Source organism: Pseudomonas migulae (assembly GCF_024169315.1).
Classification (GTDB): Bacteria; Pseudomonadota; Gammaproteobacteria; order Pseudomonadales; family Pseudomonadaceae; genus Aquipseudomonas; species Aquipseudomonas migulae_B.
The window spans coordinates 1,953,337-1,968,019 of sequence record NZ_JALJWR010000001.1 but is presented as its reverse complement, the minus strand read 5'-3'; the positions used below and the strand labels follow the sequence as shown (position 1 = coordinate 1,968,019).

At 57.8% G+C, this 14,683-nt stretch carries 11 protein-coding genes; 5 read left to right on the top strand and 6 right to left on the bottom strand.

Features of this window, described 5'->3' with window-relative positions; genetic code table 11:
* The first annotated feature begins 65 nt into the window (after positions 1–65).
* From J2Y86_RS09090 to J2Y86_RS09075, 4 genes are all read left to right on the top strand, one after another.
* The gene (locus J2Y86_RS09090) at positions 66–1,220 is read left to right on the top strand and encodes an MBL fold metallo-hydrolase (protein WP_253429968.1); all 1,155 of its coding nucleotides are present in this window, start codon (positions 66–68) and stop codon (positions 1,218–1,220) included.
* Complete coding sequence (locus J2Y86_RS09085; RefSeq protein WP_253429965.1) at positions 1,217–1,966, top strand: TylF/MycF family methyltransferase; 750 nt, start codon at positions 1,217–1,219, stop codon at positions 1,964–1,966. The genes J2Y86_RS09090 and J2Y86_RS09085 overlap by 4 nt, the downstream gene beginning before the upstream one ends.
* A gap of 495 nt (positions 1,967–2,461) precedes the next feature.
* Entirely contained in the window at positions 2,462–2,674 is a 213-nt protein-coding gene (locus J2Y86_RS09080; RefSeq protein ID WP_253429962.1) for a hypothetical protein, read from the top strand.
* Positions 2,667–3,134 carry a hypothetical protein gene (locus tag J2Y86_RS09075; RefSeq protein WP_253429960.1) on the top strand — a complete coding sequence of 156 codons (468 nt, stop codon included), beginning with the start codon at positions 2,667–2,669 and terminating at the stop codon, positions 3,132–3,134. Before J2Y86_RS09080 ends, J2Y86_RS09075 begins: the two co-directional genes overlap by 8 nt.
* Before the next feature lie 214 nt (positions 3,135–3,348).
* Here J2Y86_RS09075 and J2Y86_RS09070 read toward each other — a convergent pair whose 3' ends face one another.
* The 5 genes from J2Y86_RS09070 to pvdM form a co-directional block, all read right to left on the bottom strand.
* Complete coding sequence (locus J2Y86_RS09070; protein ID WP_253429957.1) at positions 3,349–5,775, bottom strand: TonB-dependent siderophore receptor; 2,427 nt, start codon at positions 5,773–5,775, stop codon at positions 3,349–3,351.
* A gap of 124 nt (positions 5,776–5,899) precedes the next feature.
* A complete protein-coding gene (locus J2Y86_RS09065; RefSeq protein ID WP_253429952.1) occupies positions 5,900–7,561 on the bottom strand; it encodes a cyclic peptide export ABC transporter in 1,662 nt (553 codons plus the stop codon).
* A gap of 103 nt (positions 7,562–7,664) precedes the next feature.
* Positions 7,665–8,582, bottom strand: coding sequence for a dihydropyoverdine dehydrogenase (gene pvdO, locus J2Y86_RS09060; RefSeq protein WP_253429949.1), 918 nt, complete (start codon positions 8,580–8,582; stop codon positions 7,665–7,667).
* 29 nt (positions 8,583–8,611) lie between these two features.
* Positions 8,612–9,892 (bottom strand): pyoverdine-tailoring periplasmic protein PvdN, encoded by a 1,281-nt coding sequence (gene pvdN, locus J2Y86_RS09055; RefSeq protein ID WP_253429946.1) that lies wholly within the window; start codon positions 9,890–9,892, stop codon positions 8,612–8,614.
* A 29-nt stretch (positions 9,893–9,921) separates the two neighbouring features.
* A complete protein-coding gene (gene pvdM / locus J2Y86_RS09050; protein ID WP_253429942.1) occupies positions 9,922–11,271 on the bottom strand; it encodes a pyoverdine-tailoring dipeptidase-like protein PvdM in 1,350 nt (449 codons plus the stop codon).
* Positions 11,272–11,516: 245 nt separating this feature from the next.
* On the opposite strand from pvdM, the gene pvdP reads away from it, so the two are divergent.
* On the top strand, positions 11,517–13,145 hold the full coding sequence (pvdP, locus tag J2Y86_RS09045) for a pyoverdine maturation tyrosinase PvdP (protein WP_253429939.1): 1,629 nt from the start codon (positions 11,517–11,519) through the stop codon (positions 13,143–13,145).
* Positions 13,146–13,287: 142 nt separating this feature from the next.
* On the opposite strand, the gene J2Y86_RS09040 is transcribed toward pvdP, so the two are convergent.
* Positions 13,288–14,682, bottom strand: coding sequence for an efflux transporter outer membrane subunit (locus tag J2Y86_RS09040; protein ID WP_253429936.1), 1,395 nt, complete (start codon positions 14,680–14,682; stop codon positions 13,288–13,290).
* Position 14,683: the final 1 nt, after the last annotated feature.

Here is a 14,683-nt window from a genome sequence, read left to right as displayed (position 1 = left end):
TTATGTGGCGTTTATTTTGTGCGTGTTTTTATTGATTTAATTAATGAGTGCGAAGGATCCGGCCGGTGGATATAGAATTTGTTAATCACGCCTCATTATTGCTGAAAGAGAAAGAAAGTTATTTTCTTACTGATCCCTGGTATGTTTCACCTGCGTTTGGTGGCTGGATTCAAAACCCTTCGCCCAAGACTGAACTGATTGAGAAGTTACTCTCTATCCCTGCAAACAAGCTTAATGTCATTATTTCCCATGGTCACGACGATCATCTGGATGATTTTTTCATTCGCCAACACTTGGCCGACGCCACGTTCTATGTTCCGAAGTTCAAGACCAATGGACTGTCCAAGCGTATTGAGCGGCTTACAGGGCGTTACCCGGTTGAACTGACGGATGAAGCTTGTTACGTCGATGGGGTAGAGTTGCGATGCTTCATCAATCCGGAATTTACCGAATACGATTCGGTTGTCACCGTTGTTTCAGAAACCGACGCAGTTATTCATGCCAATGATAACTGGCATGAATACCCTGCGGCCCTGACAGCTGCACTTAATAATTGCTTGAGTGCGATCCCTGTTGAAAACCGATACTTTTTTATCCAGTTTGGTATCGCGGACTGTTTTCCGGTCAATTACCCGTCCTTCGATAGTCAAAGCGCAAATGAGATGATCGAATCTCGCTTCAAGTCTTATCAGGATGCAACCACTGCGAACCTTAAGCACCTGGGACTTGATAAAGGGTATTACTACGCGAACCAATCGCTGTATCAATATCCCGCTTCCTGGGACAACGGATCACTCTATGATATGGCGCAAGATTTTCTGCGCAGGCATCCGGGGCCGTTCGTTCAATGTACCGCAGGCATCGACGTGAAAACCGGCCAGCCTCATGACGTCTCAAACGATGAGCTGTTTGATTTTCTGCTGGGGAGACTTGAGCGCTTTTTAAACAACGCAATTGGCGGCCCGATCCCGGTCAAGTTGATGACTGCTTCCAATCAATATGAAAGTGGTTCCGTCGGTTATGAAGCTTCGCGACAGGTGTGGTCGCGGATATTTAATGCCGAGCTGACGCTGGAAGCCATTATCATTGGAGGCATGGGGCTCATACACCGGCCGGATCACAATATATCGAGCATCCACGCCAAGGTTTCCAAGCTGGCTTATCTGATTCAAAGCAAATTAAATTCGAACGGTCTTAACTTTTTAATGGAAAGCAAATGAGAACTAAAGACGGTCAGCTGTTTTTCACCCCTCCCAATCAGGCAGATGCTTATAAAGACCTGCGGGATATTCATGGCGAAATTCATGACGTTGCCGGGGAATATTGGAATTGGCCTTCGGTAGCGACGCTGACCAGACCGTCATTGGCGCGAATCCTCAACCTTAATTTTCTCTACGATGAAATGCTGCCTGTCGCAGGCTCGATCTGCGAGTTTGGCGTTCATTACGGCAGCAGCCTGGCAACGTTACTCAACCTTAGAGCCATCAAGGAACCCTACAACTACTCCCGGCACATTTTCGGGTTTGATACCTTCAGCGGATTCGCCGGGGTTGACGAAAAAGATGGCGGAATGGTGAAGTCGGGCGACTTTCATATAGACGATGGCTATGAAAAGTTATTAGAACGGCTTCTGCTGGCTCAAGAGTCGTTAAGCCCTAACAATCACTTGAAGAAGTTTTCCCTGATCAAAGGGGACGCTTCAGTGACGTCGAAACAATGGCTTGAAGATAATCCTCACTCAATCATATCAATGGCTATTTTTGATATGGATGTTTACAAGCCGACAAAAGATGTTCTGGAAGCGATCAAACCAAGATTGTCAAAAGGTTCGATCGTGGTATTTGATGAATTGAATTGCCCGCACTTCCCGGGTGAAACACAAGCCTTGTTCGAGGTGTTTGACATGAACACTATCGAGGTCAAGCGCTCGCCATTCCTGCCGTACACCTCCTATTTCCGCTTGTAAGTATTTCTTTGGGGAGCGCTGAAGCAGATCTGCTGAAGTTCGCACACCCCTCCAAAAAACCACTGGGCCGCGGGTGGCCCAGTGGTGCATAGAATCATTCAGGCCCCGCAATCGTCGCAAATGGCCAATGGCTGTGCACTGGATCGGCTGTCGATGCCGGCGCTTGATTGTTGACTCCCACCGCATACAGCCCCGCGTCATAACGTATGGCAGCATTAACAAGCGGCTGTGCGGTTCCTACATTCGCGGTGAATCACGTATGTATCGAGGAAAATTCCGACATGTTTTTAGGCTTGGCGGTCGGAAGCTCAGCGTATAGCGTGGTAGTACCTCTGGCAGCTGCCAGTGGTAGCCGATAGGCGAAGCGCCATGCGCGCTACGCGAGACTGCCTTGGGGGAGTTGGTACGTCGCTGACTTCCCTCTGCTCATAAAATTTAGCATTGAATGGATCTTTGAACGCTATGATTGATAAAACGAATGAGTGGAGGTATGCCATGACTTTTGACTCGTTTCTAAAAACATTAGGATTAAGAAAAAAATCTCTCGCCGAGAAAATCAATGACAAAGTCATTTCTGGATACATACCCAGCGATATGGCGAAAGCTGTTGTAGGTAGAGTCTCGTCAAAAAAATTCAACGTGATGATGATTAAAGTGATTAATAAGTACAACTCTGACAACGAGGTGAAGGTTTTCAGAAATGAGTGACCAGTACAATCAGATGCATGAAAAACTCGTTAAAACGAGTGAAGATTTTACTGGCATGATTGCTTACTCAATCTATAAAGCTGAAAAGCGCGAAGCGATAAAAAACGGATTGAATATTGTTGAGTTTACAAAGTTAAAGCTTCAGTCAAATGAAATAGGTAAATACAAGCGAGAGGCAGATGGCTTGGTTAATTTGTTTTTACAGGCTGCAGCTGATGAGAAAATAAAAGGGATCAAAGCTGAGCTGGCTCGGAAAATCAATAAACTGACGCTCGATTCTTTGCCTAAAGATCGATGTACAAAGGTTTTTTTAGGTGGCATAACTCTGGTTCAGCAGGTGTTGTTGGAAATTTTTGGACTGCTGTTATTGTTGCGGTTTTGTTTGGGTTTTTGCCGATTCATCGTCATGGAATACTGCCAAAGAAAACGCCATAACATCTGTAAAGGCTCCATTTGTTAAAGGATTCGGAGGAGAAAACACCTCTAGTTCTAATTCAGAAACGGTCACGCCTTAATCGCTGATTCCCTGCCTGATGCTCTGGGGGCAGAGCGCAAGATTTCGATGCTTGCTGAGGCTGGTAGCAACGCGCTGTATGAATTTCATCCCCCACCTAAAAAAACAAAACCGGGCCGCAAGCGGCCCGGTGGTGTGTAGCTTTTGACTACCTCGAAACTCAGTACTGAGCCCGCAACGTCAACGTCAAATTCCGCGGATCCCCATAGAAGTTAGTCCCCCACGAAGCATCCACGCGGTCGTAGTACTTGCGATCAAACAGGTTGTTGCCAGTCAGTGTCGCCGACAGGTTCTCGTTGAACTTGTAGCCTACCTGCGCGGTAGCAATGCCATAGCCGCTTTGTTCGAAGCGTACTTCACGCTGGTACCAGGTCTTGCTGACCACGCGCACGCCGCCGCCGACGCTGAAATCTTTGAGCGGGCCGTCGGTGAAGTCGTATTTGGTCCACAGGTTGAAGTTGTGTTTAGGCGTGATGGTGCTGAAGGTTTTGCCTTCGGTAGCGTCATCAGATTTCACCAACTTGGTGCTGGTGAAGGCGTAGCCGGTGACGATGCTCCAGTTGTCGGTCAGGTTACCGCTCAACTCGGTTTCCCAGCCCTGGCTGCGTGCTTTGCCTTGGGCTTCGTAGCTATTGGTGTCGGAGTTGTATTCGGCACGGTTTTCATCGTAGATGCGGAACATTGCGATGCTGGCGTTTAGGCGGCCGTCGTAGAACTCGCGCTTGAGGCCGACTTCATACTGCTTGCCTTTACGCGGTCCGATAGGTGTGTTGTCAGTGCCGGCTTCGCTCTGTGGCTTGAACACGCCCGTGTAGCTGGCGTAGGCCGACAGTTCCGGGGTCAATTTGGCGATGATGGCACCGTACGGCACGACCTTGCGGTTGATGCTGGTGTGGGCTTCGCCGAAATTGTTGAAGAAGGTATTGAAGTTCTTGGCGTCGCTTTCATACCAGGTGACGCGGCTGCCGCCGATCACGTCGAGCCAGTCGGTGACGTTGAACTTGGCGCGGGTATAGAGGCCGTACTGGTCGGACTTGGAGCTATTGCCGTTGGTATGCTCGTAGTCTCGCTTCGGAATATCGATGCTGCCAGGGTTGTACACGTTGATCGGGAAATAATTGTCGCCGCCACCACCGCCATAAGTGAAGTCCTTGTCCAGATGCTGATACTCGGCACCAACTGTGAACTCGTGATTACGATCAGCGAACTCGAACGGTGTGGTTACGAAACTGTCGACACCGATGGTCTTGATGTGGGTGTAGTAGTCGTACTGCACCGCCCAACTGTCGCCGGTAGCCGGATCGACTGCGTTGTCCGCCCATGTGAAGTGACGCTCTGGCGTTTCCGCATCCCGGTAAGTCAACGTTGTCTTGAACTGACCGCCATTATCCAGCGCGTGATCGACCTCGGCGAAGGACTCCCAGACTTTCTCGTTCAGGGTGTTCCACTTGGCATCGACGAACGTCGAGCGCGGCACGTCCAGCAATTTGCCGTCGGCAAAGGCCGGCAAACCGAACGCCGGGGTGGAATGGTTCTGCTGGTAAGCGCCGCCGACCGACAGGGTGGTGGACGGGTCGAGGTCGAATTCCAGGCGACCGTAGACCATCGGGCGTTCGTTCTGGGCGGAGTCGACGAAGGATTTGTTGTTTTCGTAAGCGGTGATGAAGCGCCCGCGCACGGTGCCCTGATCGTTCAGCGGGCCGGTGACGTCCACCATGGAGCGGTAGTGGTCATAGGAACCGGCGCCCAGTTCGCCACCGAGGGCGAATTTGTTCAGGGCACGCTTGCGCACCACGTTGATGGTGCCACCAGGTTCGCCAGCGCCTTGATACAGGCCCGACGGGCCGCGCAACACTTCGACGCGGTCGTACATGGCGAGGTCGAAGCTGGTGCCCATGTCGCCCTGGCCGGTCGGTTGCGACACGCCGTCAACCTGCACCTGGTCGACGAGGAAGCCGCGCATGTAGACGTCATTAAGGCTGGAACCGGAGTTGTACGTCTTGATGGTGACGCCGGTGACCTGGCGCATCGCGTCTTGCAGGCTGTTCATGTTCTGGTCGTCCATGCGCTGGCGCGTGACGACGGACACCGACTGCGGAATGTCCTTTAGCTTGATGTTGCCCTTGCCGATGCTGACTTCATCGGAGGTGTAGGAATGCGTGCCTTCAGTAGTCGGCCCCGGTGCCACGCCGGAAATCGCGGTCGCGCCCAGTTGCAGCGCGCTGGAGTTTCCCGCTACTGGAACCAGCGATACGGTGTTGCCAGTCAATTGAAAAGTGATGCCGCTCCCCAGCAGCAACGTGTTCAATGCCTGTTCCGGCTCCAGATTGCCGGAGACTGCCGTCGATTTGAGGCCGTTGACCATGTCCTGGCTGTACAGGATTTGCAGGTCGGTCTGTTGACCCAGTTGCTGCAGCGCGCTGGCCAGCGACTGCGAGGGAACGTTGACGTTCACCGGAGCCGCCTGGACTTCAGACGTGCCCAGCAGCAACAGGGTCAGCAACGCACCCGGTACGACTGTTCGGAATTTCTTTTGCGGCGCGATGGCCACTGCCAACGGCGCGCGGGACAGGGTAGGGCTTTGCATTGCTCAAATCGCTCCTAAGGTGTGCAGTTTTTTTAGTTAATGATAATTATTATTAGACGCATCACCCCGACGAAACCGGAAAACAAACCCCGAAAAAATCGTCGAGTGATGGGTGTTGCTGTCCTCAGGCGGTTGCCCGCTCTGTCACCACGCGACCCGATTCCATGCGCACCAGCTGGTCGGCCATGTCGAAATAGCGATCGTCGTGGGAGATGACGATGATGGTTTTGCCCAGGCGCTTCAGATCCGGAAGCAGCTCGGTGTAGAAGATCCGGCGGAAGGTCGGGTCCTGGTCGGCCGCCCATTCGTCGAACACCAGCACTGGCCGCTCTTCCAGCCAGGCATTCACCAGCGCCAGTCGCTTGCGCTGGCCGGTGGACAGGTCGGTGGTGGTGAAACTGCCGTCCTGGACGCTGACCTTGTGCGCGATTTCCAGGCGTTGCAGGTATTTGTTGGCGTCTTCGGGAATGTGCTGATCGCCCTGCACCACGTCATCGAACAGGTAGTAGTCGGCAAAAATCGTGGTGAACAGTTGGCGGTAGTCGTCACGGTTCTGCGCGTCGATGCTTTCGCCGTTGAGCAGGATGGCGCCCTGTTGCGGCGCATAAATGCCGAGCAACAGTTTGATCAGCGTGGTCTTGCCGCAACCGTTTTCGCCGACGATGAATATGATGTCGCCCTGTTCGATGGTCAGGTTGACCGGCCCGAGGCGGAACGCTTCGCTGCCCGGTGCGGCGGGGAAGGCATAGCTGACGTTGTCCAGTTGCAGGCTGTTGACCACGGCGGGCTTTTTGCCGGTGTCGTTGAGCAGCAGGTGCGGTTCGGGCGAGGAGAACTGGCTCGACAGTTCGGCGATGCGGCGGAAGGCAATCCGCGCGCGGCTGACCACCGGCAAGGTGCCCACCAGATGTTCGATCGGGCCTTTCATGTACAGCAGCACCAGGACGAAGCCGCTCATCACCGACTTGTCGGCGCTCGGCCAGAATGATTGCAGGGCCAGTGCCAGGCCGATGACCACGAAGAACAGCATCGACCCCAGGGTCTTGGCGATCACGAACGTATTGATCGAACGCACCTGGGTGTCGCAGATGAAGTCGGCCGTGCCCTGGATACCCGAGGTGAACATGCGCTGGCGGCGCGGACGGTGAATGCGCAATTCCTTGGCGCCGCCGGCGATGGCGTTGTAGTGCTTTTGCAATTCGTCTTCGGCGTCGCGGGCGGCCATGAAGCCTTTGATGCCCTTGCCCTGTGCGTAGAACTGGATGCCGGTGCCGATGGCGATCGCCAGCACCATCATCAGGAACATCGGCCACGACAACAGGGCCAGGTAGCCCATGCAGCCAAGGGTCACGGTCAGGGAAATGGCCAGCGGCGCGAAGGCAAAGGCGAAGTCGCTGATGGTGTCGACGTCATGGGTCAGCACCGGGATCAAGCGGTGGCTGCGATAGCGTTCGATCTGTTCGATGGGGGCCGAAAGAACCTTTTCCCCCAGCTCTTTGCGCAGCTTGGCAATGATGTGCTGGCCGACATAGTTGGTGCCGATGTCCGAGCAGATCGAACTCGCCAGGGCCAGCAGGCAAAGGCCGCCGAACAGTGCAACCACGCCTTGGGTCAGGCCGCTTTCCGAATGCAGCGCGTTGTTGATCGTGGCCAGCAACACCGTCACGCTCAGACCGCCCACCATGCCCAGAATGATCGACAGGCTGACCACCAGCCGGAACGGTTTCAGGAGGGTGAACAATTCATGAATTGCACCGCGCGTAGGCTGGGTCTTGAGGAAATGCATTTGAGGACGGTCCCTTGGGTCGTGAGGCATACCCAGTAGAACGTGTGGTCAGGCGTTTAATTTAGACGGCCGCCGACTGGCGGCGGCCGCAGGGGTAGGGGGCTCAGCCTTTGGACGGCAGATCGCGCACCACGCGGAAACCGATCCAGTCGCCACGGGTTTGCGGGTAGATGTTGTTGCGGTTGCCGGAACGCGAGAACACCGGCGCTTCGCCCCAGTCGTTGCCGCGAATCTGCAGTGCTTCGCAGTTGGGTTCGACCCAGGCGCTGCCATCGGTTGGGGCGCCCGTGTAATCGGTGTGTTCGCAGTCGGCGATCCACTCGTAGACGTTGCCATGCATGTCGTACATGCCGAAGGCGTTGGGTGGGAAGCTGCCGGCCGGGGAGGTGTAGCTGTAGCCGTCGGTGGGCCCGTAAGTATTGGCATGGGTGGCGATGCTGTACTCGGTGCCTTCATCGAACGGGAACGGGAACGGCCCCGTTGAACCGGCACGGGCGGCGTATTCGCGCTGGGCCTCGCTGACGATGTGGTAGTGCTGGCCAGTCTTGATCGACAGCCACGCGACATACGCGCTGACCTCGGCAAAGTTCATGCACACCGCCGGCTGACGCGGGCCCTGTGGGTAACGTGGCTTGCTGTTGATGCACTCGCGGCCGGGGCGGGTATCGCCGTCGGGAATGGTGATTCCGGTTTCCTTCAGGTATTGGTCCCATTCACCGGCGGTGATCTGGTAACGGCTCATGGCGAACGGCTTGTCGAATGTCACTTCGTGCATCGGGCCTTCATCGGGCTCGCGACCGACTTCACCTTCCGGCGTGCCCATGGTGAAGGTGCCGGCAGGCAGCACCACCATTTCCGGGCAGTTGCGGCAGTCCTTGAACACCTTGCCCGGCAGCGGCGCGGAGGAGGCCTGGGCGACGACAGGCAGCGCACCGCCGAGCAGCGCCAGCAGGGTCAGTGCCCCCAGGTGTTTGAGTGACGTTCGGGGTCGAAGGCCGAGTCTGTGCAGGAGGTTTTTCATGAGCATTCTCGCTAAAGGGAATCGGTGTGTCAGAGCTTGCTGGCCAACAGCGCCATGACGCGGTCGATGTGCGCCTCGGTGTTGAGCAGGCCCGGGGACAGACGAATGATCGGGCCGACGTCGCGGTCGACGGCATCGCAGACCACGCGCTGGTCCATCAGGAAATTGGCGACTTCCTCGCAGTCCCGGTTCTTGATGCGAAAGAAGGTGAAACCGGCGGAAAACTCGGGCGACAACGGCGTGACGAGCTCCACCGACGGATGCTCCTGCAAGCGCTTTTTCAGGTAGCTGTTGATCTCGTGAATGCGCGCCTGAACCTCGGCCTTGCCGAGGTCAAGATGCAATTTGAACGCTTCGGTCAGCGCCCAGCGGTGTTCGAACGAGTGATAGCCGCCGTAGGTCATCACGGTCGAAAACGTGGTCGCTTCAGAAAACGTCGGAATGGTCGGCGTGAGGTCTTTCATCTCCTCGGAGCGCGCGCAAATGATCCCGGTGCCCCGTGGGCCGAACATCCATTTGTGGGTGCCGGCGATGAAGTAGTCGCAATGCATGTCCGGGAAATCGAGGTTTTCCACGCCGAAGCCGTGAACGCCATCGACCACATAAAGGATGCGATCCTTTTCCTCACGGCCACGGTTTTTCTCGGCGACCAGTTTGCCGATCTCGCCGATCGGCAATTTCACCCCGCTGCCGGAGTGCACCCAGGTCATGCCGAGCACGCGGGTTTCCGGGCGAATGTTGCGGGCAATCGAGGCCAGTATTTCATCGGTCGAAACCTTGTACGGGTCTTCGAACAATTTGATTTTGCGAACCTGGGTGCCGTCCTTCTGCGTGCGGTATTCGAACACGCTGTTGGCGGCGTAGTGCTCATGTTCGCTGGTGAGGATTTCCTGATCCGGACGCACATGGATGCCGGCGTAAATCATTGCCAGGCCTTCGGTGGTGCTGCCGGTCAGGGCGATCTGCGAGGGTTTGGCTTTGAGGTAACGGCCGGCCCACACGCGGACTTCTTCTTCGCGGCGTTCGGTTTCGCCGCGATGCCAGTCCATGGCCAGGCCCGGGTTGCGGTCGAGGTTGGCGCGGTGCATCTCGATGGCCTCGCGCACGGGCCGTGGGTGCGAGGTCACCAGAAAGTTGGCGAAGTGCAGGTAGTCTGGGTCCTGGGTGAACAGCTGACGAAACTGCGCCCATTTGTCTTTGGGCAGCGGCGCTGGCATGGCGGCCAGCGCAGGCAGGCTGACCGCGGAACTCAGGGGGATGCCGGCGGCGATAACGCCAGCCTGTTTGAGGAAGGTACGACGGTTGGTCATGAATTCGGTTCGCTTGGCAAAGGTGAATGTCAGTGTTTGGCGACAGGCCGGGAGGACTTCTGCACCTGGTCCCAGACCCGCAGGAAATTGCCGCCCCAGAGCTTGGCAATGTCGGCCTCGCCGTAGCCGCGGCTGATCAGCTCGGCGGTCACGTTGCGTGCCTCGCTGACGTCTTTCCAGCCATTGAGGCCGCCACCGTCGTTGAAGTCGGAACTGATGCCGACGTGATCGATGCCGATTTTTTTCACCGCATAATCGATGGCGTCGCCGTAATCCTTGAGGGTGGCCTTGGGTTCTTCATCGATGATGCCGTAGAGCTGACTGGCGTATTCGCCGAAGCGCTGTTCCGACCATACGGTGATCACCGGGTCGCCCGGCATCAGCGCCATCTCCAGACCTTGCAGCGGTTGCAGGTCGAAGCGCGCACGCAGCGCGTTGAGCTTGTCCTGGGTGGCTTGGCTCAGGGGCTTGATGTAGGTCGGGAAACCGACGATCTGCACCACGCCGCCACTGTTCTTGATCAGCTGCATTTCCTGGTCGCTGAGGTTGCGCGGGATGTCCACCAGCGCACGTGGCGCCGAATGGGAGGCGACCATCGGGGTGCGGCTCAACTGGCTGACTTGCTCAAGCGCTTTGGTCGACATTTGCGACACGTCGATGATCACGCCGAGGTCGTTCAGGCGATGCACCGCTTGCTTGCCCAGCTCGGACAGGCCGCCGAGAGCGTCGCGGGAATCGTTGAAAAACGGCAGCGGCCGGGACGAGTCGGCCCAGGCGTTATTGCCCACGTAACTGAAGCCAAACATGCGCATCCCGCGGGCGGCCCACTTGTCCAGCGCGTTGACGTCGTTACCCAGCGGGTAGGCGTTGAGCATGCTGATGAACACGGCGAACTTGCCCTCGCCGTGCAGGCGCCGGAAATCGTCCGGGGTATAGGCGATGGCGACCTGATTGGGGAAGTCGCGCACCAGGGTGCTGATGATTTTGTAGCGGGTTTCCTGCTCGTGACGGGCTTCGTCGATGAACCCGGCCGTTGGGCGGTGCGGGGCGTTGTCGCCGTTCCAGATTTCCGGCCAGCCGAAAATGGTCAGCGCCGCGCCTGACAGACGACCGCGTGCGGCCTTGACCAGGTCGAACTGGCCGCTGCCGTCCTTGTCGGCCTCGTTTTCGGCGGTTCCGAAATCCATCGGCACGGTGATGTGGCTGTCGAACGAGAGGATGCGCTCTTGCAGTTCATCGGCCTGTTTCATCACTGCGACCGGGTAGCCGGGGTTGTCGTTGAACCAGTAGTCCCAGGCCGCAAAGCCTGCCGCGCCAGCGATGGCCAACGCCAGGGGCAGGCCAATGAAAAGAGCCTTTTTCGAACGAGGTTTTGTCATTGCCATCTCAGTCAGGTTCGCCGTCGAGGGTGCAGGCGCGGGGGCCTTTGCTATCTGGGAAGAACGAGTGGCCGAGTGGGAAATTTAGTGGGGCTTAAGGCCTCTTCGCGGGCAAGCCTCGCTCCTACAGGTATGAGTGATACCCTTGTAGGAGCGAGGCTTGCCCGCGAAGCTCTTAAATTAATGGGATCAACAAACGTTCTAGCTTGGATAAAGCCTGCTCCATGGCTGACACAGGTAGGGCAATGACGATTTCTCGACGATGGTTCCTGGCGGGTCTGGCACTGACCGGCGCGGCCCTGCCTGCGGCGTATTACGGGCATCGCGAACTGACGAAACCGGACCCGACGATTACCCCCGGCGAAGCCTCGTTCGACGTTGCGGATGTGGCCGGACAGCGTTTGGCCAACACGCTGCAGGGTGTCTGGAACATTCGTTTCGAAGGCCGTGACGCCGGGCTCGACGGCTTGCCTCGCGAGGGTCTTCAACTGCTGCTCGACGTCGGCCACAAGGGCCGTGGGCTCAATGGCTTTCTTGATACCTTTGCGGCGTTGCGCGGCGAACCGACACCGCGCTATCGCGTCCTCGGCGACCTGGCTGGCACGAACACCACCGAGTTGAGCTGGCGCCTGATCGATACCCGATCCCCGACCGGGACGCCGGACTATGAATTCACCTTCAAGCTGGACGAAGTCTGGGCCGCGTTCGGCAATGCCGGCAGCGGCACCTTGAGTGGACGCGTGCTGCGTCTGGATCGTCCCCTGGCCTTGACCGCTCAGGACAATCGTTTCGTCGCGGTCAAACAAGTATTCCCCGAGGCGCGCGAGCGCACAGGCCTGGGCCCGGCGTTGCTGGCGTGGCTGATTTCCCCCGAGCACCGCCTGTTCCATCAGCTCTGGCACGCCTCTCGAGACAAATGGCACAGCTTGTCCGAAGACAAACGCGATGCCTTGCGCGGTATCGGCTGGCAGCCGGGGCTTCGTGACAAGGAGCGCGATGCGCGCGGGCCGCGCAAGGACCGCAACGGCTCGGGCATCGACTTTTTCTTCATGCACCGGCATATGCTCGGCACTGCGCGTTCCCTGCAGGACCTGCCGTCCTGGCAGCAATTTCCGTTGCCGCAACCCGAGCTGGTGCGCGATCGCCAGGGCTTTGCCCGTTACTTCGACAACCACGACGGCACCGCGCTGCCACCGGCCTGGCGCGCCGACGACGATGACGAATACTCGCAGTGGGTCGCCGATCTCAAGACCGCCGAGACTTACCACAGCAATTTCCAGGTCTGGGAGTCGCGCTACCGTGACCCGCGTTACTTGTCGAAACTGACCTTGGGACAGTTCGGTTCCGAGGTCGAGCTTGGCTTGCATGACTGGTTGCACATGCGCTGGGCGTCAGTGCCCCGTGACCCGTCCAACGGCCAGCCTGTGCCGTTTGCCCGTGACACGGCGGACTTCTCCGCCCGTTGGTTCGCGGCGGAAAACGACTTCCTTGGCGACCCGTTTTCATCCCACGTGAACCCGGTGTTCTGGCATTTCCACGGCTGGATCGACGATCGCCTCGAAGACTGGTTTCGCGCACATGAGCGCTTTCATCCCGGTGAAGTGACTCGGCTTGAGGTCAAAGGCGTGCCGTGGTTTGCGCCCGGTCGCTGGGTCGAGATCGATGACCCGTGGCTCGGCCCGAGCACCCATGGCTGCAACACCACGCCGGGGTTGCAGGCGGGCAAGTCGGTGGAAATGGACCCGGAAACCATGAAGCTGGCGCTGCGGATTACCTTTGGCGAGGACGAGAAGAAGCTGGAGGATCTGTTCCGCAAGGTGCCGCAGCGACCGTGGTATGCGCGGAATTTGAAGGCCAAGCCGATGACCAGTTGATCCAGAGATACCGCGTTATCGTTCAATCGCGAGCAAGCCCGCTCCCACATTTGATCGGCGCCGAACACAAACTTTATGTTCGCTGAAGATCAAATGTGGGAGCGGGCTTGCTCGCGAAGACGGCCTGACAGACACCGAAAATCTATAGCACCTGCCACCCACCCCCAAGCGCCTTGTACAACGCAATACTCGCCTGCAACCTCGACAACCTCAGCTGCACATTCAGATCCTGCGCCGCATACAACGTGCGCTGCGTCTCCAGCACCGTCAGCAAATCCTCGGCCCCGGCCTGATAGCGGCTTTGCGCAATGTCGAACGCCGTTTGCGCCTGATTCAATTCTTCACTCTGCCATTGGCGCTGGGCGTCGAGACCGCGAATGCCGGTCAGGGCTTTCTCCACGTCGGCAAAGCCGTTGATGATCGCGCCACGGTAGGTTTCCAGCAGTTCTTCCTGGCGTGCCGTGGCTTTGTCGCGCTCGGCACCGAGACGGCCGTTGTTGAAAATCGGCGCGACCAATCCGGCGGTGAGGTTGTAGAACGGGCTGCGCAGCACATCGTTGAAGGTGTCGGCGCCAGAGCCGATCTGGGCGCTCAATGTCACCGTGGGCAGCATTTTCGCCCGGGCCACGGTCACGTCGGCCCGTGCCGCCGCCAACTGCGCTTCGGCGCGAGCAATGTCCGGGCGCCGATTGAGCAAGTCGCTGGGCACGCCCGCACCGATGTCCGGCCAGCTGAGTTGGTCGAAGCGCTGATCGTCGAGCGTCAATGCCTGAACGGGACGGCCGAGGAGGGCGGCGAGGGTGATCCGCGCTTCTTCGGCCTGTTGTTGCACCAGCGGCAATTGCCGCTGTTGCGCGGCCACCAGACTTTTTTGCTGGGCCAGTTCCAGGGCGGTGGCCGAGCCTGAGTCGAAGCGGGTTTGGACCAGGTTCAAAACCTTTTGCGCGTTCGCCAGATTGAGTTGCGCGATACGGTGCTGCTCTTGCAGCGACAGGGCTTGCGCATAGGTGCTGGCGACCGCGCTGAGCAGCGTCAACTCCACCGTGTCGCGATCGAACTCGCTGGCCTGCAGGCCGAATTGCGCACTGTCGCGGGATGCGCGCTGGCCGCCCCAGAAATCGATTTCATAACTGGCGCTGAGGCTGGCATCGAAGTAATCCACTGCCTTGTTGCTGTCATCGGCGTCCAGTTGGCTGTAGCCATTGCCGCGCATCAGCTTCTGGCGATTGGCGTTTGCGGCCGCCTTCACTTCCGGCAACAACGAACCGCCGGCAATCACGGTCGTCGCCCGGGCCTGACGAACTCGCGCCAGTGCCGCCGCCAGGTCATAGCTGCCGACGCGGGCCTGTTCAATCAGTTGATCGAGCTGCGGGCTGCCGAAGTGCGTCCACCACCGGGCGTTGCTCAACACGGCGTTTTCACTGTGCGCCGATTGCCAGGCGGGCGGCGGCTGCAAGCCACTGTCCGGACGCGGGTCAGGACTGGCGCAGGCGCTGAGCAACACGCAGAGGGTCAACAGGCTGAGTGGCGCTTTCATA